This is a genomic window from Pseudomonas sp. NPDC090752 (genome assembly GCF_055584805.1).
This window is the reverse complement of record NZ_JBVJLI010000013.1, coordinates 120,367-140,331: the sequence shown is the minus strand read 5'-3', so window position 1 is coordinate 140,331 and position 19,965 is coordinate 120,367. Positions and strand designations below refer to the sequence as shown.

Annotated in this window: 14 protein-coding genes; 11 read left to right on the top strand and 3 right to left on the bottom strand. The window is 61.0% G+C overall.

Annotation, left to right across the window (positions count from 1 at the left end; translation table 11 throughout):
- Nucleotides 1-31 precede the first annotated feature (31 nt).
- The 8 genes from ACZ6YA_RS18305 (at nt 32) to ACZ6YA_RS18270 (ending at nt 10,081) form a co-directional block, all read left to right on the top strand.
- Nucleotides 32-1,462 carry a lytic transglycosylase domain-containing protein gene (locus tag ACZ6YA_RS18305; RefSeq protein WP_465898500.1) on the top strand — a complete coding sequence of 477 codons (1,431 nt, stop codon included), beginning with the start codon at nt 32-34 and terminating at the stop codon, nt 1,460-1,462.
- 224 nt (nt 1,463-1,686) lie between these two features.
- Nucleotides 1,687-3,516, top strand: a complete 1,830-nt coding sequence (locus ACZ6YA_RS18300; protein ID WP_465898499.1) for an extracellular solute-binding protein — start codon at nt 1,687-1,689, stop codon at nt 3,514-3,516.
- Nucleotides 3,513-5,348 (top strand): extracellular solute-binding protein, encoded by a 1,836-nt coding sequence (locus ACZ6YA_RS18295; RefSeq protein ID WP_465898498.1) that lies wholly within the window; start codon nt 3,513-3,515, stop codon nt 5,346-5,348. Before ACZ6YA_RS18300 ends, ACZ6YA_RS18295 begins: the two co-directional genes overlap by 4 nt.
- A 1-nt stretch (nt 5,349) precedes the next feature.
- Nucleotides 5,350-6,423, top strand: a complete 1,074-nt coding sequence (locus ACZ6YA_RS18290) for a microcin C ABC transporter permease YejB (RefSeq protein WP_465898497.1) — start codon at nt 5,350-5,352, stop codon at nt 6,421-6,423.
- 1 nt (nt 6,424) lies between these two features.
- The gene (locus ACZ6YA_RS18285) at nt 6,425-7,444 is read left to right on the top strand and encodes an ABC transporter permease (protein ID WP_465898496.1); all 1,020 of its coding nucleotides are present in this window, start codon (nt 6,425-6,427) and stop codon (nt 7,442-7,444) included.
- A gap of 1 nt (nt 7,445) precedes the next feature.
- Nucleotides 7,446-9,053 carry an ABC transporter ATP-binding protein gene (locus ACZ6YA_RS18280; RefSeq protein WP_465898495.1) on the top strand — a complete coding sequence of 536 codons (1,608 nt, stop codon included), beginning with the start codon at nt 7,446-7,448 and terminating at the stop codon, nt 9,051-9,053.
- A 363-nt stretch (nt 9,054-9,416) separates the two neighbouring features.
- Nucleotides 9,417-9,659, top strand: coding sequence for a hypothetical protein (locus ACZ6YA_RS18275; RefSeq protein WP_465898494.1), 243 nt, complete (start codon nt 9,417-9,419; stop codon nt 9,657-9,659).
- 155 nt (nt 9,660-9,814) lie between these two features.
- The gene (locus ACZ6YA_RS18270; RefSeq protein ID WP_465898493.1) at nt 9,815-10,081 is read left to right on the top strand and encodes a DUF3077 domain-containing protein; all 267 of its coding nucleotides are present in this window, start codon (nt 9,815-9,817) and stop codon (nt 10,079-10,081) included.
- Between the two features lie 39 nt (nt 10,082-10,120).
- Here the strand turns inward: ACZ6YA_RS18270 and ACZ6YA_RS18265 are convergent, their stop codons facing one another.
- From ACZ6YA_RS18265 to ACZ6YA_RS18255, 3 genes are all read right to left on the bottom strand, one after another.
- A complete protein-coding gene (locus ACZ6YA_RS18265; RefSeq protein WP_465898492.1) occupies nt 10,121-10,837 on the bottom strand; it encodes an SDR family NAD(P)-dependent oxidoreductase in 717 nt (238 codons plus the stop codon).
- 69 nt (nt 10,838-10,906) lie between these two features.
- Nucleotides 10,907-13,120, bottom strand: coding sequence for a TonB-dependent receptor (locus ACZ6YA_RS18260; protein WP_465898491.1), 2,214 nt, complete (start codon nt 13,118-13,120; stop codon nt 10,907-10,909).
- Nucleotides 13,121-13,334: 214 nt separating this feature from the next.
- Nucleotides 13,335-14,687, bottom strand: coding sequence for a spinster family MFS transporter (locus ACZ6YA_RS18255; RefSeq protein ID WP_465898490.1), 1,353 nt, complete (start codon nt 14,685-14,687; stop codon nt 13,335-13,337).
- Between the two features lie 367 nt (nt 14,688-15,054).
- On the opposite strand from ACZ6YA_RS18255, the gene ACZ6YA_RS18250 reads away from it, so the two are divergent.
- Genes ACZ6YA_RS18250 through ACZ6YA_RS18240 form a run of 3 tightly spaced genes read left to right on the top strand, consistent with a single transcriptional unit; the run spans nt 15,055 to nt 19,963 of the window.
- Nucleotides 15,055-16,014 carry a hypothetical protein gene (locus tag ACZ6YA_RS18250; RefSeq protein WP_465898489.1) on the top strand — a complete coding sequence of 320 codons (960 nt, stop codon included), beginning with the start codon at nt 15,055-15,057 and terminating at the stop codon, nt 16,012-16,014.
- Entirely contained in the window at nt 16,011-19,199 is a 3,189-nt protein-coding gene (locus tag ACZ6YA_RS18245) for a T6SS effector BTH_I2691 family protein (RefSeq protein WP_465898488.1), read from the top strand. The genes ACZ6YA_RS18250 and ACZ6YA_RS18245 overlap by 4 nt, the downstream gene beginning before the upstream one ends.
- Complete coding sequence (locus ACZ6YA_RS18240) at nt 19,196-19,963, top strand: DUF6708 domain-containing protein (RefSeq protein WP_465898487.1); 768 nt, start codon at nt 19,196-19,198, stop codon at nt 19,961-19,963. The genes ACZ6YA_RS18245 and ACZ6YA_RS18240 overlap by 4 nt, the downstream gene beginning before the upstream one ends.
- Nucleotides 19,964-19,965: the final 2 nt, after the last annotated feature.

The window sequence follows — 19,965 nt, the reverse complement described above, 5'->3', positions numbered from 1 at the left end:
AAATTTTTTGCCCGGATACCCGTCCCCGCCGATGTCTTCCCGTAGCCGTAGAACCGCTCATTCAGTCGCCCTGACGCGCCTGGCTCAAATCAGTGCGCTGGCGCTGGCCGCCACCCTGGTGGGCTGCCAGAGCACCCGTCAGGTCGACGAATCCGACAGCGTTCGCGCGCACAACTATCAGGCGCGGATCAAGCACAAACCGGCCCCACTCGCGATCAAGCCCGCCGAGCAAGCGCCACGTGATGTGTGGGAACGCATGCGCCAGGGGTTCGCCCTGCAAGACAGCATCGACGTAAACCCGCGTATCGAACAACAGCGCCTGTGGTTCGCCAGCAATCCGACGTTCATCGAAAGCGCGGGCGAACGCGGCAGCCTTTATCTGCACTACATCGTCGAGCGCCTCGAAGAACGCGACATGCCACTGGAGCTGGCGCTGTTGCCCGCGATCGAAAGTGCCTACAACCCAATGGCATACTCGCGCGCCAGTGCCGCAGGCATGTGGCAGTTCATGCCGGCGACCGGCCGCCACTTCAACCTGCGCCAGACCAACTTCTACGACGGCCGCCGCGATGTCACCGCGTCGACCAATGCCGCCCTGGATTACCTCACCCGCCTGCACGACATGTTCAACGGCGACTGGCTACTGGCCCTGGCGGCCTACAATGCCGGTGAAGGCACCGTCAGCCGGGCCATCGAGCGCAACGAGAAGCTCGGCCTGCCGACTGACTACTGGAACCTGCCGCTGCCGCAGGAAACCCGTGACTACGTGCCCAAACTGCTGGCCCTGTCGCAGGTGGTCTCCACCCCCGAAGCCTACGGTGTAAACCTCAGCCCGATCGCAAATGAACCCTACTTTGAAGCGGTCGCCATCAATGACCGCCTCGACCTGTCGCGGGTCGCCGCCTTCGCCAACATCGACGAAGACGAGCTGATTCAGCTCAACCCGGCATTCAAGAAGCGCATGACCGTGGACGGCCCCAAGCAATTGCTGGTGCCAACTGCCAAGGCGCAGCTGCTGTCTGCCAGCCTGTCCAACCTCAAGCCCGAGCAACTGGTCAGCCTGCAGCCGAACAAGGCGGTGTTTGCACGCGCCGTGGCCGAGGGCAAGGCGCCGGCAGCCGCGCGCAGCTACCGCGTCAAGCGTGGCGACAACCTCAGCACCATCGCCAAGGCCAATCGGGTCTCGGTCAAGGACATTCAGCGCTGGAACAAGCTGCCGGGTAACCGCGTCAAGGCCGGCCAGGTGCTGGCGCTGCGCGGCGGCAAGGCGCCGAGTGCGGCGGGAAATCGAGTCGCTGCCTCGGGCAAACGCTCCACTCAGTACAAGGTGCGTAAAGGCGACTCGCTCTACTTGGTTGCCAAACGTTTCAACGTCGAGATGCAGCACCTCAAACGCTGGAACCCGCGCAGCGGGCATGCCCTCAAGCCTGGTCAGACCTTGACTGTCTACCTGTCGCATTGATGTGACCTCTGGGGCCGCTTCGCGCCCCATTTGCGGGGCAAGCCCGCTCCCACAGATTGCTCGCCAAGCTCAAGAAGTGCGGGGGATCTGTGGGAGCGGGCTTGCCCCGCGAATGGGCTGCAAAGCAGCCCCATACGATCCCGCCTGACACACCCTTTTTCCAACCCCGCCAAGCTGTTACTGTACCCCGACCAAAGCCCAACGCCTCTGGATCGGATGCCGACTTGATACGTCCCCTCCTGCTGTCACTCAGCCTGGCCTTGAGCTTCCCCGCAGCCGCGATGGTGAGCGAAAGCCACGGATACGCGCAGTTCGGCACGCTCAAGTACCCAGCCACATTCACCCATTTCGACTGGGTCAACCCGCAGGCGCCCAAGGGCGGTACCTTGCGGGCCATGGCATTTGGCACGTTCGACACGCTCAACCCCTATACCTTCAAGGGCACCAGCCCGGTCACCACACCAAATTTCCTGCAGTACGGCGTCAGTGAGCTGAACGAGACGCTGATGGTCGGCACCGGCCAGTACGACCCCTCGGGCGACGAACCGACGTCCAGTTACGGCCTGATCGCGCGCTCGGTGGAGTACAGCGAAGACCGCAGTTGGGTCGTGTTCAACCTGCGCCCGGAAGCGCGCTGGCATGATGGCCAGCCGATCACCTCGGCAGATGTGGCCTTCTCCTACCGCACCTTGCTCAAGGAAGGCCACCCGATCTATCGCACCAACCTGCAGGAAGTGCAGCGCGTCGACATCCTCGGCCCGCTGCGCATCCGCTTCGTCTTCAAACGCGCCGGCAACCCGCTGTTGATCCTGCGCCTGGGCGAAATGCCGGTGCTGCCCAAGCACTATTGGCAAGGCCGCGATTTCCAGGCCACCACCTTCGAGCCGCCACTGGGCAGCGGCCCCTACCGCATCAGCCAGGTACAGCCAGGCCGACGTCTGATCTTCGAGCGGGTGAAGCATTACTGGGGCAAGGACCTGGCGGTCAACCGAGGCAAGTACAATTTCAAGCGCGTCGAGTTCGAGTTCTACCGTGACGCCACGGTGGCGTTCGAAGCCTTCAAGGCCGGCGAGTTCGACATCTACATCGAGCACCAGGCGAAGAACTGGGCCAACGGTTACACCTTCCCGGCGGTGCGCCGTGGCGAGGTGATCAAGGCGCAGATCCCCCACCGCATCCCGACCCAGACCCAGGGCCTGTTCATGAACAGCCGCCGGGCTTCCTTCAGCGATGCCCGGGTGCGCCAGGCTTTGGGCCTGATGCTCGATTTCGAGTGGACCAACCGCGCGCTGTTCAGCGACGCCTACCGCCGCTCGACCAGCTACTACCCCAACAGCGAGTTCGCAGCAAGCGGCCTTCCCACCGGCAAGGAGTGGTTGCTGCTGGCGCCGTTCCGCGGCCAGCTTCCAGAAAAGCTGTTCACCCAGCCCTACCAGGTCAGCCACACCGACGGCCGCGGCATCAGCCGCCAGACCCTGCGCCAGGCACTGGCCTTGCTTGGCCAGGCCGGCTGGAAGCTTGACGGCCAGCGTCTGGTGGACAAGAAAGGCCAGCAACTGCGTATGGAACTGCTGCTGGTGAACCCCAACCTCGAACGCATCCTGCAACCTTATGTCGAAAATCTGGCGAGCATCGGTATCGATGCCCACTTGCGCACCGTCGACCGCGCCCAGTACAAACAACGCCTGGACCAGTTCGATTTCGACATGATCCTGATGACCTTGAACCAGACCCTGAGCCCCGGCCTCGAACAGTGGCTGTACTTCCATTCCAGCCAAGCCGCGACCAAGGGCAGCAAGAACTATGCTGGGGTCAAGGACCCGGTGGTCGACCACCTGCTCGACACCTTGCTCGCCGCGCGCACCCGCGATGACCAGATCGCTGCCGCCCGCGCCCTGGACCGTGTGCTTTCCTGGCAGTACTACATGATCCCCAACTGGTATCTCGACAATCACCGCCTGGCCTACCGCAACCGGTTCGGCTTCGTCACCACGCCGCCCTACACCCTGGGGCTGAACAGCTGGTGGCTCAAGACTTCGGAGAAAGCCCAATGATGCCCAGCAACCGCCTGCGCCAGCTGGCAGGCAGCCTGTTGCTCGCCTGCCTGAGCCTGCCGGCCCTGGCCGCGCCGCAACACGCGCTGACCCTCTACGACGAGCCGCCGAAGTACCCGGCCAACTTCAAGCACTTCGACTTCGTCAACCCCGACGCGCCCAAGGGCGGCACCTTCCGCCAGTCCAGCTTCGGCAGCTTCGACAGCCTCAACCCGTTCATCAACAAGGGCGTGTCGGCTGACAACCTCAGCATCATCTACGACACCTTGATGCGCCAGAGTCTGGATGAACCGTTCACCGAGTATGGCCTGGTCGCTGGCAAGATCGAAAAGGCCCCCGACAACAGCTGGGTGCGCTTCTACCTGCGCCCCGAAGCGCGTTTCCACGACGGCCACCCGATGCGCGCCGAGGACGTGGTGTTCACCTTCAATGCCCTGATCAAGGACGGCGCGCCGTTGTACCGCCAGTACTACAGCGACGTGGCCGAAGTCGTGGCCGAAGATCCGCTCAAGGTGCTGTTCAAGTTCAAGCACACCAACAACCGCGAGCTGCCATTGATTCTCGGCCAGCTGCCGGTGCTGCCCAAGCACTGGTACGAGACCCGCGAATTCACCCGTGGCAACCTTGAGCTGCCGCTTGGCAGCGGCCCGTACAAAGTCGCCGAGGTCAAGGCCGGGCGCTCGATCCGCTATGAGCGGGTCAAGGACTACTGGGCCAAGGACCTGCCGATCAACCGCGGCTTCTACAACTTCGACGCCATGACCTATGACGTCTACCGCGACAACAACGTGGCGCTGGAGGCCCTGAAAGCCGGTGCCTTCGATTACGAACTGGAGATGAGCGCAAAAAACTGGGCTACCGCTTACAACACGCCCGCAGTGCGCGATGGCCGCCTGATCAAGGAAGAAATCCCCAACGGCAACCCGGTGGGGATGCAAGGGTTCATCTTCAACCTGCGCAAGCCCGTGTTCCAGGACGTACGGGTGCGCAAGGCGCTGAGCCTGCTGTTCGACTTCGAATGGACCAACAAGCAGCTGTTCAACGGGGCCTACATTCGCACCGACAGCTACTTCGAGAACTCCGAAATGGCCGCCAGCGGCTTGCCCTCACCAGAGGAGCTGAAGATCCTCGAACCATTGCGTGGCAAGGTTCCCGAGCAAGTATTCAGCGAGGCATTCGCCAACCCAGTCAGCGATGGCAGCGGCATGATCCGCGAACAACAGCGCCAGGCCTACAAGCTGCTGCAGGAAGCCGGCTGGAAGATCGTCGACGACAAGATGGTCGACAAGGATGGCAAGCCCGTCAGCATCGAGTTCCTGTTGGCCCAGACCCAATTCGAACGCGTACTGCTGCCGTTCAAGCGCAACCTCGCCGACTTGGGCATAGGCTTCGAGATCCGCCGCGTGGACGTCTCGCAATACATCAACCGCCTGCGCTCGCGTGACTTCGACATGATCGTCGGCGGCTATCCGCAATCCAATTCGCCCGGCAACGAACAGCGCGAGTTCTGGTCCAGTGCCGCCGCCGACAACCCCGGTAGCCGTAACTTCATCGGCCTGCGCGACCCGGCCATCGACCAACTGGTGGAAGCGCTGATCAACGCCGACTCGCGCCAGAGCCTGGTAGAGCACTGCCGCGCCCTCGACCGTGTACTGCAATGGGGCTACTACGTGGTGCCGAACTGGCACATCAAGACCAACCGCGTGGCTTACTGGAACCACATCGGCCACCCCAAGGTGTCGCCCAAGTACGATGTCGGCATCGACACCTGGTGGATCAAGCCCGACGTCACGCCTGCCGTGACCGACGCCCCCGTGCAAGAGGCCAACTGACATGCTGGCCTACATCCTGCGCCGCCTGCTGCTGATCATCCCGACCCTGTTCGGCATTCTGGTGATCAACTTCCTCATCGTCCAGGCCGCCCCCGGCGGCCCGGTCGAGCAGATGATCGCCAAGCTCGAAGGCTTCGAAGGCGCCACCAGCCGCATTGCCGGTGGCGGCGCCGAAGTGTCCGTGGCCGGCTCCAACTACCGGGGCGCACAAGGCCTGGACCCGGCGCTGATCGCCGAAATCGAGCGCATGTACGGCTTCGACAAATCGCCGCCGGAGCGCCTGTGGATCATGGTCAAGAACTACGCCCAGCTGGACTTCGGCGACAGCTTCTTCCGTGACGCCAAGGTCATCGACCTGATCGCCGAAAAGATGCCGGTGTCGATCTCGCTGGGGCTGTGGAGCACGCTGATCATGTACCTGGTGTCGATCCCGCTGGGGATCGCCAAAGCTGTGCGCCACGGCAGCCATTTCGATGTCTGGACCAGCTCGGCGATCATCGTCGGCTACGCCATCCCCGCGTTCCTGTTCGCCATCCTGCTGATCGTGCTATTCGCAGGCGGCAGCTATTTCGACTGGTTCCCGCTGCGCGGCCTGACCTCGAACAACTTCGACGAGTTGTCCACCACCGGCAAGGTACTGGACTACTTCTGGCACCTGGTGCTGCCGATTACCGCACTAGTGATCGGCAACTTCGCCACCATGACCTTGCTGACCAAGAACAGCTTCCTCGACGAGATCAACAAGCAGTACGTGGTCACCGCCAAAGCCAAAGGCCTGAGCCGCCCGCGCGTGCTGTACGGCCACGTGTTCCGCAACGCCATGCTGCTGGTGATCGCCGGCTTCCCGTCGGCGTTCATCGGCATCTTCTTCACCGGCTCCCTGCTGATCGAGGTGATCTTTTCCCTCGACGGCCTGGGCCTGATGAGCTTCGAAGCGGCGATCAACCGCGACTACCCGGTGGTGTTCGGCACCCTGTTCATCTTCACCCTGCTGGGGTTGGTGGTGAAACTGATCGGCGACCTCACCTACACCTTGGTCGATCCGCGCATCGACTTCGCCAGCCGGGAGCACTGACATGGCCTTGTCCCCTCTCAACCGCCGGCGCTTCGAGCGTTTCAAGGCCAACCGGCGTGGCTGGTGGTCGCTGTGGCTGTTCCTCATTCTGTTCGGCCTGAGCCTGGGTGCCGAGCTTATCGCCAACGACAAACCGATCGCCGTGCGCTACGACGGCGAGTGGTATTTCCCAGCGTTCAAGCGCTACCCGGAAACCACGTTCGGCGGCGAGTTCCCGCTGGAAGCCAACTACAAAAGCCCGTACATCCGCGAACTGCTGGCCAACAAAGACAGCTTCGTGCTGTGGGCACCGATCCCATTCAGCTATCAGAGCATCAACTACGACTTGCGCGTGCCCGCCCCGGCACCGCCCTCGGCGGACAACCTGCTGGGCACCGACGACCAGGGCCGCGATGTGCTGGCACGGGTGATCTATGGCTTCCGCATTTCCGTGCTGTTCGCCCTGACCCTGACCATTCTCAGCTCCATCATCGGCGTCATCGCCGGCGCCCTGCAGGGCTTCTACGGTGGCTGGGTCGACCTGGCCGGCCAGCGCTTCCTGGAGATCTGGTCGGGCTTGCCGGTGTTGTACCTGCTGATCATCCTCGCCAGCTTCGTGCAGCCCAATTTCTGGTGGCTGCTGGGCATCATGCTGCTGTTCTCTTGGATGAGCCTGGTGGACGTGGTACGCGCCGAGTTCCTGCGTGGGCGCAACCTGGAATACGTGCGCGCCGCCCGCGCGCTGGGCATGCGCAATGGGGCGATCATGTACCGGCACATCCTGCCCAACGCCATGATCTCGACCATGACCTTCATGCCGTTCATCCTCACCGGCGCCATCGGCACCCTAACCGCCCTCGATTTCCTCGGTTTCGGCCTGCCCCCTGGCGCGCCGTCGCTGGGCGAACTGGTCGCCCAGGGCAAGTCCAACCTGCAGGCGCCTTGGCTGGGCATCAGCGCCTTCGCCGTGCTGGCGATCATGCTGAGCCTGCTGGTGTTCATCGGCGAATCCGCCCGCGATGCCTTCGACCCGAGGAAGTGAAATGAGTGAACAGAACCTGATCGAAGTGCGCGACCTGGCGGTGGAATTCGTTACCGGCGACCAGGTCAACCGCGTGGTTGATGGCATCAGCTTCGACATCCGCAAAGGCGAAACCCTCGCCTTGGTCGGCGAAAGCGGCTCGGGCAAATCCGTCACCGCCCACTCGATCCTGCGCCTGCTGCCCTACCCGCTAGCGCGCCATCCCAGCGGCAGCATCGGCTATGAAGGCAAGGACCTGCTGCAGCAAGGCGAGAAGACCATGCAGCGGATTCGCGGCAACCGCATCGCAATGATCTTCCAGGAGCCGATGACCTCGTTGAACCCGTTGCACTGCATCGAAAAGCAGATCAACGAGATCCTGCTGATTCACAAAGGCCTCACCGGCAAGCAAGCCACGGCGCGCACGCTGGAGTTGCTGGAGCTGGTTGGTATTCCCGAGCCACGCAAACGCTTGAAGGCCCTGCCCCATGAGCTGTCCGGCGGGCAGCGGCAGCGGGTGATGATTGCCATGGCGCTGGCCAACGAGCCAGAACTGTTGATTGCCGATGAACCGACCACGGCGCTCGACGTGACCGTGCAGTTGAAGATTCTCGACCTGCTCAAGGAGCTGCAATCGCGCTTGGGCATGGCACTGCTGTTGATCAGCCATGACCTGAACCTGGTGCGGAGGATTGCGCACAGGGTGTGCGTGATGCAACGCGGCAAGATCGTCGAGGAGGCGGATTGCGCCACCTTGTTCAGCGCGCCTCAACATCACTACACGCAAATGCTGATCAATGCCGAGCCTAGTGGCGGGCCTGCACATAATCCTGTCGGCGCGCCGCTGCTGGAAGTGAACGACCTGAAGGTGTGGTTCCCGATCAAGAAGGGCTTGCTGCGGCGCACAGTTGACCATGTGAAGGCAGTGGACGGGATCAACTTCAGCCTGCCGCAGGGCCAAACGCTGGGGATCGTGGGTGAGTCCGGGTCGGGCAAATCCACACTCGGCCTGGCAATCTTGCGCTTGATCTCAAGCCAGGGTGGCATCCGCTTCCACGGGCAATCACTCGAAGGCCTGAACCAGAAAGAAGTACGGCCGTTGCGCCGGGAAATGCAAGTGGTATTCCAGGACCCGTTCGGCAGCCTGAGCCCACGGATGTGCGTGGCCGATATCGTTGGCGAGGGGCTGCGGATTCACAAGATCGGCACGCCCGCCGAGCAGGAAGCGGCGATTGTTGCGGCGTTGGAGGAAGTCGGGTTGGACCCGCGCACTCGGCACCGGTACCCGCACGAGTTTTCCGGTGGGCAGCGGCAGCGTATCGCCATTGCTCGGGCCTTGGTGTTGAAGCCGGCTTTGATCTTGCTGGATGAACCGACCTCAGCGCTGGACCGCACGGTGCAACGGCAGGTGGTGGAGTTGCTGCGAAATTTGCAGCAGAAGTACAACCTCACCTACCTGTTCATCAGCCATGACCTAGCGGTGGTCAAGGCGCTGAGCCACCAGCTGATGGTGATCAAGCATGGGCATGTGGTCGAGCAAGGGGATGCGCAGGCGATCTTCCATGAGCCGCAGCATCCCTACACCCGCCAACTGCTCGAAGCCGCGTTTCTGAAAGTCGAGGCGGTCTAGCAATCAACTCATTTCCTGTGGGAGCGGGCTTGCCCGCGAGCACGGGCGAAGCCCGTGCCATCCCCTGAAATATCAGACTTCCCCCCTTCCTTGTAGTCCATTTCCCAAAGATACTCTTGCCGCCTATTTTCCATTGCGGCTGCACAAGTAGCCCACTAGTCTCGGCAAGTCGCTTAACACAGCGATCGGCTTTGACAGGCCGCGACGGTACATAGTTATCAGCTCGTCTTTATGGCAGCTGTGCGTGGGGCACGCTTGCGTGCGCCGGAACTTACTATGTCCGCCGGTCTGTCAACCCACGTACAGCTGCCACCCTTCTGTTTGACAGCAGGCAGGTGACCGCACCTCTAAAAGGACGTAGTCATGCTGAAAGTTGTTGCCGATCCACCCCACAACCGCCACTCCCTCGAAGATACCCTCATCCAGGCCACGGAATACGCCCTGTGCGCACAAACCGTGACGCAACAGGCTATAGCGCTGCAGCCCCGAGCACCGGCCTCGGTCCTGATGTTGGCCTCCATGCATGAGCTCGAAGCATTACGCGTGCTGCTTGAGTCGGCGTTGATCCAGATGCAGATGCCAGCGGAGCCGCGCATGCGGCACTAGGTCTGGCCGTGTGGTGCCTGTTCGGGCCTCTTCGCGGGACAAGCCCGCTCCCACAGGAATTGCGCAGTTCCCAGGCATTGTGGGGTATCTGTGGGAGCGTGCTTGTCCCGCGAAGAGGCCCATACAGGCGACAAAAATTTCAGGGAGATCAAGCAATGCCCACAGACACCCCAACCATCAAAACTACCGCCGGCAAAACCAAGTTCTACCAAGGCGAGAACAAACAACCACTGTTCTGCATCGAACCCGGCATCCCCTGCCAGGAAGCCCGCGAGCAAGCCTCGGAGCTGATGGGCTGCGTGCGCGACCTGACCATCGCCGGCCTGATGGATGACAACCCACAACTGGTCTGGTCCACCTACTACCTGAGTGCTTTAGCCAAGGCGCTGATGGATGACGCAGAGTTGGGGATGAAGCATTGAGGCAAATGCTTGCACCCTGTTATCTCCGTAGCTTCATCATCAAAACCGAGCATCAGCAATCGCCGGCATGACCAATTCGCGCACGAACGATGCATCCGACAGATGCAACAGCGCATCGACCATGGTCACCACATCGTGCACGGGCACCCACTGCCCGCCCCCACGCTGCGCAGCGTCCTGCAGCGGCGTGGACAGCGAATCATCCGTATTCAGGTAGCCAAGGTGCAGCACGGTCACGGCCAGCTTCTGGTGCCGGAACCCTTCTCTTAGCGCATCGGCCATGCCGTTGAGGGCAAACTTGGAGGCGCCGAATGCCACCTCTGGCCGTCCGCTCTGTCGCAGGGCCGAGGTGGAACCGGTCAAGATGAGCTGTGGCCTGGATGAGGTGAGCAGTTTGGGAATTAGGCGCTTGAGCAGCAAGAGGGTAGCCGTGATATTGACATCGACCAGCTTTCGGATCGATGCATCGCTATCGTCGAGAAAGCTGTACTGCTCGCTGAATGCCTGTTCTTCCCAGATGCCAACGTTGTAGATCAGCACATCCAGGTCGTCAGGCGTCAGTGCCGCGATCTGTTTAACGGCGGCAACAGGCTCGCCAAGGTCTGCCTCGATCCAGCTGAGATTTATCCCTGGGACAAGCGCCAGGCCCTTCGGCTGCGACCGCGACACGCCGATCAGGCTATCCCCTGGCTTGCCAAGCCCCTCGATCAGCGCCCGGCCCAACCCTCTGCTGCCACCGACTACCATCGTCTTCATGTCGTCGCCTTCCTTGTGAGATGAGACGACAGCCTAGGACCTCAGGTTAACTTGAGGTCAATGCCTGGATCAGAAATCGATGGTGCCCGAGAACTTAACCAGGCGTGGATCGCCTTGGGTCATGTAGCCGCCGTTGGCCGAGGCCCAGTAGTTCTTGTCGGTGAGGTTTTCCACGTTCACACGCAACGTCAGGTCTTTATCCGAGACCTTCAGCTTGTAGCGCGCACCCGCGTCGAAGCGGTTCCAGGTCGGCAGGCTGAGGTTGTTGGCGGCATCGACGTACTGGCCACCGGTACGCAGCATGCGGGCGTTGAGCGCCAGGCCTGGCACGCCGGGTACATCCCAATCGACGCTGGCATTGAGCTGGAAGGTCGGGACGCCGATGGCGTGGTTGCCGTCGTTAGTGCCGTTCTGGGTCTTCTTCTGCTCAGAGGTCATGCGGGTGCCACCTGCCATTAGGCGCAGGCCTTCGATCGGCTCGCCGAAGACACTTAGTTCAATGCCTTTGTTGACCTGCTCACCGTCACGGATGAAGGTTTGGCCTTCTGTGTATCCATCAGATGGTTTTTCAATTCGGAAGACCGCAAGATTCGCCCCGTAGGTCTGCTTGTCGAACTTGATGCCAGCCTCGAGCTGCTTGGTTCGTCCAGGTGGGAACATTTGGCCTGCGTTGTCAGCAGTGCTTGGCGCGGTTGGGCCTTGAGCCAGCCCTTCGATGCGGTTGGCATAGAGCGAGACGCTTTCGGAAGGTTTAAATACGATGCCATAGACCGGGGTCGTAATACCTTCATCATAAGGTTCAGCGCTGCGACTACCATCACGATATGGGCGAGTTTCGGTAACCGGCCAAGTACCATCGTAATAGTAGTTTTCCACCCTTAATTGCTGACGACGCAGACCGTAGGTCAACAGTAGGCGGTCATCAAACATACCGAGGGTGTCGGAAATTGCAATGCTTCTGTTACGCACCTTCCCCGTCACGCCAGGGTCACCCATTTCCCCCCCCCAACTCGTGACTGTGGTGGGCTTGGGTCGCTGAACGGTGTTGTAAATATTAGTACTAATCGGTGAGAAGAACGTGTAGGCGTTCTCCGCCTGGGTCCACATCGTATTAGCCCCCACGGCGATTTGATGGCTGATCGGGCCGGTCTGCAAGCGACCGTTCAGCCCAGCGCTGAAGCTAGTATTATCCTCGGCGTGAACGATGTCAGATGCCGTGAGGTTCGCTGCCCCGCTGTTACCAACCAATACCGGTGTGCCGTAAGTACCGTGCTCGCGAGTATGGCGGGCACCGCCGGCCAGGTAGGCGGTCCAGCTTTCATTCAAGTCCCATTCGCCACGAATCATACCGAAGGTATCTTCCGATTCGCTGTAGCTCCAATCTTGGCCGTAATTGTGGCTGGCATCAGGGGCCGTCGGTACCTTGGTCGTGGCATTTCCGGGATTGGCAACAGTGGCGACGCCCGGACGCACGGAGTTGCGCAAGTGGTTGATGCGCTGCTTCTGGTAACCGAAGTCAGTGGAGACGCGGAAGTCATCGCCACGGTAATCCAGGCCCGCAACGAACAACTTGGTGCGCTGATCCTGATCGTCGACCGCAGTTTCACCCTCGCGCTGGCTGAGGTTCAGGCGCGCGCCGAAGCGGTTGTCTTCACCGAAGCGCTGGCCGATATCCAGGTGCTCGCCGATGCGCCCGTCAGAGCTGATGTCCTGGGTATAGCGACGCGTCGGCACATCACCGGCACGCTTGGGTTGCAGGTTGACGTTACCGCCCAAGCCAGTACCGGTCGGGCTCACGCCGTTGAGGAAGGCATTCGGCCCCTTGAACACTTCGACACGCTCCACCCCGTCGGTGGACATGATCTGACGCGGCAGAATCCCGTACAGACCATTGAACGCGATATCGTCCCCGGCCAGGGGCAGGCCACGGATCACGAAGACCTTGGACTGGTTACCGAAACCATACGACTCGCGCACTGACGGGTCATTGGCCAGTACATCGCCGATGTCCTCGGCCTGCTGGTCCTCGATCACCTTGGAGGTGTAGCTGGTCATGGTGAACGGGACATCCATGTTGTCCTGGTTGCCCAACACTCCCATCTGCCCGCCACGGGCCACCTGGCCACCGGCAAATGCCTCAGGCAGCGCGTTGCGTTGAGGTCTGACGGCGTCAGCGTTTACGTCGGTCGCCTCCAGCTGGATCGGTTCGGCTGCATGTGCCATCAAGGTTACGGAACAGCAGAGCGCCAGCAAGGCTGGGCGTGACGGGAAGCGGGACGCCATAATACGGATCCTGGACAAGGAATGGAGATAAGCGCGAGGGTGCAAATGGTAATGCTTCCCATATCCAAACATCAACTTGCAATGAGGCTAATTGCCATCTGGCGGACAAGCGGCGTGTTTGAGCCTTCGCAGGGCCAGCACGCTAGAAATTTCGGGGCAATGGGTCTTGTAGCAATGTGCTCAGTTGGGGGAAGTTGTTCCCCTAACGCTATCTTCAAGCTCCCGCGACTTGGCCCCCCGTCACTTCGCTATCAGCCACCATCCCCTCACGCATCCGTTGCGCATCGCGGCTGAAGCAGCGCGACGCCGCCAACAGAAACACCATCGTCAGCATCAGCGCCACGGGTATCAGGTACATCGCGTCGTGCAGCCCTTCAGCCTTGAACGCCTCGCTCATCACCACCTCCCCCGCCGCGTTCATCGCCGCCACGGCAAAATGGTCTGACAGCCCGCCGACCACCACCGGCCCCAATCCACCACCGAGCAGGTACAGCCCGGCGAAGTACAGCGCCATGGCCGTGGCCCGCAGGCGAGGCTGTACCACGTCCTGGATGGCGGTGTAGACACAGGTGTAGAAATTGTACGAGAACAGCCAGCCCACGCCGAAAACGGCGACGAACAGGCCCAACTCGATGCGCCCCGCGTGCAACGCCCAAGCAGTTGCCAGCGTCGCGACCAGCATACTGATCACGGCGAACATCAACCGGCCATTGGCGAAGCGCTGATGTACCTTGTCAGCCATCCAGCCACCGACAGTCAGGCCCACCAGGCCGGTGAGGCCGACGATCATCCCGGTGGCCACCGCTGCCTGCTGCAGTTGCAACTCGAAGTAGCGCTGCAGCATCGGCACCATGAATGAGTTGCAAGCGTACGAGGCGAAGTTGAAGGTCAGCCCGGCCAGCACCAGCCAGGCGAACGTGGGCACGCTTAGTACCCGGCGCAATGGGCGGTCCACTGGAGCCTGGGAGATCGCCACGGTTTCCGCCGCGCCGCGTGCAGGCTCGCGGATCAGGAACAGGAACAGCGCCAACAGCACACCCGGCACGGCAGCGATGAAGAACGGCGCACGCCAGCTGCCGAACGCCTGCACCATCGCGCCGATGGTAAAGAAGGCCAGCAACAGCCCCAACGGCAAGCCGAGCATGAAGATGCCCATCGCCCTCGCCCGCCGCTCGGCCGGGAACAGGTCGCCGATCAGCGAGTTGGCGGCGGGTGCGTAGCTGGCCTCGCCGATGCCCACGCCCATGCGCACCAGCAGGAAGCTCCAGAAACTGCCGACCATGCCGTTGACCGCCGTCAGCCCGCTCCAGGCCATCAAGCCCCAGCCCATCAAGCGGCTACGCGAACCCGTGTCGGCCATGCGCGCCAATGGCAGGCCGGCAATGGCATAGACCAGGGTGAAGGCAGTGCCGATCAGGCCGATCTGGAAGTCGCTCAGGTGCCACTCCAAACGGATCGGTTCGATGATGATGGCGGGGATGGTGCGGTCGAAGAAGTTGAACAGATTAGCCAGGAACAGCAGAAACAGGATGCGCCAGGCATTGTTCGCTTGGGTGGCGGTCGGCATAGTCGGGTCCCTCGTTATTGTTGTTCGGGGCTTCCAGCACGCCAGACCAAATCTAGAGGGTGATCGTGGATACGTCTGCCAACATAAACCGCGCTGATGGTCGTTAATGGGTCGACTCTGCGAGGTCATTTATAAGAGCCCCACCCCCCCCAGTGGGAGCGGCTTCAGCCGCGAACACCGGCGAAGCCGGTGCCATCCTCAACGCCACGCACAAGTCATGACGAAACTTCCTACAACGCTTTAGGAAAGCATCAACTCCCCCGCGAATCGCTTCCTCGTTAGTGTTCAAGTCCTCGCTCGCCTGGTCGCCATCCACCTTGTTCTGACTGACCGGCGCCGCCATTCATTGGAAGACAGGGGACTTCTCATGCCAAACCCGTCCGATCCGGATCATTACTCCCCGCCGCTTGCCCCTAGCGCGAGTGGACTGCCTGGCCCCGCAGAAAACCTGTACCTGTTCATCAACCCCATGGGTGACTGCAAAGAGGACCATCCGCTGAGTATGGCATCGCTGACCGAAGCGCTCGGTAGCGAAGCCATCGTAAGCGTTGCTCGCGACGATCTCGCTTTTCCGCATTTCTGGCCAGCCCTCGTCCAGTTCCACGCTGACGACGCCACGTCGGCAGATCTACTTGGGCTTTCCCAAGCCTACGCATCTCGTGAGATGGCTGCCAGAACGCACTATGTCTGCGGCTGGCTGAGCAGTGAACAGCCCATCGCGATCATCGGCCAGCACATCACCCTGCTGTGCCAGGCATTACGCCCTGCGGATAAAGCGACCGCGGTGCCCTGGTTCGAACCCTTGCGCCTGGCGCTGCTGCGCGCGGCGATGAAAGACGCAGGCAAGCTCCTTGGGCCAATACGGTCCTGGTTTTATCCCGAAGTCGACGGCGGGATCGCGAAGTTCGATGGCAGTCCATCAATGGGTGAGCTTGGCGTGCCGGAAGTCGCCAGGCAAGTTCAGCAGTTGGCCCCGCACGCCTCCCACTTTCTAACCGCATGGCGTGAGTTGAACCTGTCGGTAAAAACCTATGCCCCCTGGCGCTGGTCAGGGCCTACCGGGCTGCCCAACGAGGCGCCAACCCACGCATGGAACTTAATTCGCGATGCTCATCGGCAAGGGCTGCGCGATTACGCGGACATCCACTGCTTGAACCTGCACAGGGTGATGATCCACCCACTGCTCATGCGGCATCCGGGGATTCAGCAGGATGTCGCCCAAGTGGTGGCGGGCGGTCAGACGCTCAAGTCACGGTTCGCTGCGTATGACGACCATGACTGGTGCCGAATCGTCGCCGCACTGCCACAGGCAAGGAGCTATTCATGAGCATCAGTAGCGCCATCGATCTCGCCATGCGCCAGGCCATTACCAATCCAGCGCTGACCTGCAACACCTGCCGACGCTCCGGCCTGCCCATCCTGCTGTTGCGCACCGCCTACGCGCCGCACCCGCGCAAAACCCAGCCCTACCGCCTGGCCGCCGACAGCGAAATCACTCACCTGCCCATGCGCACCGACCAGTTGCGCACCCTGCGACAGGGCTATGTCTACGTTCTGCTCGACCAGCGGGTCTGGCACGCTTACCAGGTCACGCCGGAGGGCGCACTGCGCCAGTTCTCGCCGCTGCAACCGCCGCTGGCACCGGGCAAATCGCTGCCCGAGCACTGCGCCACGCAGTGCCACGACGTGATCGCCGCCTTCATCAACATCAACACCCTGCTCTACAGCAAGGCCTGGATCGCGTTCGCCAACGACCCTTGGCCGCGTGAGGTGCTGGACTTCTACCGCGACGGGATTGCCAGCAATGCGCCAGATTGCGTCGGTCGTTTCGTTGAACTGGACCTAAACGTTGCCCGCAACGATCCCGCCAGCGTCGGCATTGCCATGACCGAAACCGATCTTGGCCTCGACAACGTCCTCGAATATGCCAGTGCTTACGCCGGCAAGTATTCCAGCGTGCACGGCTTCTACCCGCGCATCAGCCGCCTGTTTGTCACCCACACGCATGTGCGCGCCATCATCGCCCAGGAGCAGTTGCCCAACGGCGTACTCGCCCTGACCCTGCCGGACCCGGTCGGTATGGCCATGGAGTGCAACGCACAACGCATCGCCTGGTTCCAGGCCCTGCAGGAATGGCGCGCCGAACCCCAGCGCCACTTCGACTATTTCACCTCCCAGGCGCTGCTAGGCATCCGCGAACTGCACGACGCCCAGGCCCAAGCCCAGGCGACCGAAGAAACCGAGCAGCACGCCAGGCAGGTCGAGCAGTGGAACGACAGCCCCATCGCCGCCAAGGCCTACTTGCCGGCGGTGGACATCGAAGCCCAGGCAAGGCGTACGACTAAACACAAGCAAGAGGAAGCACGTGAGCGCCTGGAGGAACGCTACGACGAAAACGCCCGCGCCGCGTTCCAGGCCGCCTATGACCGGGAGGTCCAGCACTTTCAGGCGAAGATCGATGAGGTCGCCGAGCTCTACGCCGACCAATACGCCAGCCGGGCGTTCCAGCGGGTCGCCTACTTCGACTACAGCGCCACCAACCCGGCTTCCGTGGAAGACTTCATCATCATGATGGCCGCCTGCCTGGCGGGCGGGCCAACCGAGGTGCTGTCGTCCCCCGACACAGCTCTCGGAGCAACGCAATCCATCTGGTACCAGCTGCTCGAAGACCGCCAGAGCCTGCTCTATCAGGCCCTGCTGGCGAAAAATCAGGGCCTGCTGCAGCAACTGGCCAAGGCCCTGTCCGGCGATGACTTGGGCAAGGTCTACGACGCCGTCAAGGCCATCAGCGGCAGTGAGGAAGGCAAGCTGCTGATGATCAAGCCGGTGCAGGATGCCATCGGCCAACTGCTCGCCGCGACCGCCAGCGCCAGCAATGCCCTCGGCCAGCACGCGTCCGCGCAGACCCGCACACTGGTCGGCCATGTGCACAGCGCCGCGTTTCTGCTGTATGCCGGGCAGCCCATGACGCAGGTCAGGCTGTCGCTCACCGTGGGTGAATACCTCAGCCTGCTCAACGAAGCCATGCAGGCGCGCACCGACGCGTTTCTCGGCCAACTCGACAAACAATTCCGCAAACCGGCCGGACGCAAAGTGCGGGCGATGGTGCTCAGCGGGGCGATTCACATGGCGGCGGCGGGTAATCGCAGTCAGCTGGTCGAGGTGATGGTGTGGACGCTGGAGAGTGCCGAGAGCCTGCAGGCGCGGTTGCTGACGATGCGCGACGGGGCGGCTGGGGGCGTGGGTGAGCTGGTGCGCAGTGTCGCGGTGGGAGGGCAAACCTTGCAGCGCGGGGCCGCGCAGGCGGTTGAAGGATTAAAGGTGAGTGCGTCAGCGGCGCGGAGTGTGGCGAGCGATGCGTTTCGTGGAATGCGCGAGGCCGCAGGCAGTCCCAGCAGCCCCGGACTTCTGCTGGCATTGGGGAGTATGTGGTTTCATCAGGATAGCTTGGGCAGGAACTTCGGGGCGCTGCAAAAGACCTCCCCCAATGACCCTGAGGCGCTGGCCGCGATTTGGTCTTCGACTCTAGGGTTGTTAGGAGCAGGTATGGAGGCATCGGGGCTTGCAGTACAGCTGATTAGACCCGAGAAAATCCTGCCTGGAAGACCCCCCGCCATTTCGATGGGAGGCGCCCTTGCCAAGTTCGGCGGAGCGATCGCCGCGTTATCGGGAGCGATGGATACGTTTCAGTATGCGCATGCGGCGACCAGGGTAGGTGACAACGGAGATTTAGACTCCGCTCGGATATATCATGCTGCCACCGTGTCAGCTGGACTTTCAACATTACTTGGAAGTTACGCCGCTGTATTCACAAGCTCGCTGCTTGGCCCATTAGGAATTGCTATTGTTTTAGGATTGGCTGCCTATGCTCTCGCTACACTGGCAAAGCGCGCCGAATCGACTGCAACGGAACTCTGGGCACGCCATTGTAGGTGGGGATTGCCGGAGGATTACAGGCAGTGGTGCGAGCCCAGCGAACTGGATGCTGCGATCGGCGCACTCAATGCAGCAGTTCTCGGCATGAACGCCAGCGCCTCAATAGACATAAAACTCGAACATTCATACCACACCGCAACGTCGGACGCTGCAGGAATAATAATCAGTGACGGCACTTCGATCCCCGCACGCTTCGTACTTAATTACCACCTATACCTGCCCAGTTTTAGCAGCGAAAATTCTCATTACCAGTGGAGCCTCAGCCTTTTCGAACCAGGCTCAAGTGGTAAGCAAATAGTGCTTTCTGGCGATAGCGTTCACACCGCGAACCTTATCACTTCAGGCGAGTTTTCCTCCGTATTCACGGAGCCCAACCTAAAAAGCCCTGGAGTAAGACACGACACCGAAAATGGCGCACTCACAATCTATAACTCGCACCCTTTGAAGGACGATCACTACATAAAGGCCTTTGTATTAACAGTCACCTATTGGCCCGACAAACATGACTCCTCGGCCATCGCAAAACTTGTGGTAATTGAGGACAAAATAGATGCCCTCCAGAGAGATATTGCATGACACGCCCACTGTTAAACCCTCCTTGCACTGGCTGGAAGCAAGACCTTCCCACTCCTTATGATTCTCCAACCATCGAAGCGGCTTTAGGATACAAGTCACCCAATCATCAAGACGATGTTTATCTTGAGATATCGCGACCAATCACATCAGCAAGAGGGCTTATGTCATTTCTCTCATTACCCATGATCTTATTGACCTTACCAATACCAGGAATGATTCTAGACAGCTTTAACGAGAACGATATCACTTATCTGTTCATCGGGCCGATTATATTAATCCTTTGCATATGGGGTATTGTTTTCGCTATCCGCGTCGACATATCGCCACCCAGAGACGAACCCATCCGCTTCAACCGAGCCCGCCAAAAAATCTACGCCTACAACTTCAAACATCGATGGTGGAACCCCTTCGGAAAATGGAAAGTGGTACCTGTAAGCTATGACTGGTCCCAAGTACGCGCCGAACGCTGGTCACAAGTCGGCGCACTCAATGGCGGAGTAATATTTAAATGGGGGGTCATGCTCTCCATCATTGAGCCAGGCACTAACAACGTCATCGACCGCTTCCGCCTCAGCACAATGTGCGCAGACGAATACCTCTGGGCCTACGTATGCACCTACATGCAGAAAGGCCCATCCGCACTTCCCCCGCCAGGGCCGCCGAAGGACCACAACGACGTCCTTTGGTGCGAGATCGCATTGCGTCTGGCCCCTGAAGTCGCCTGGCCTGCGGACATGGACCAGGAATCAAGAACAGCGCCATAGGC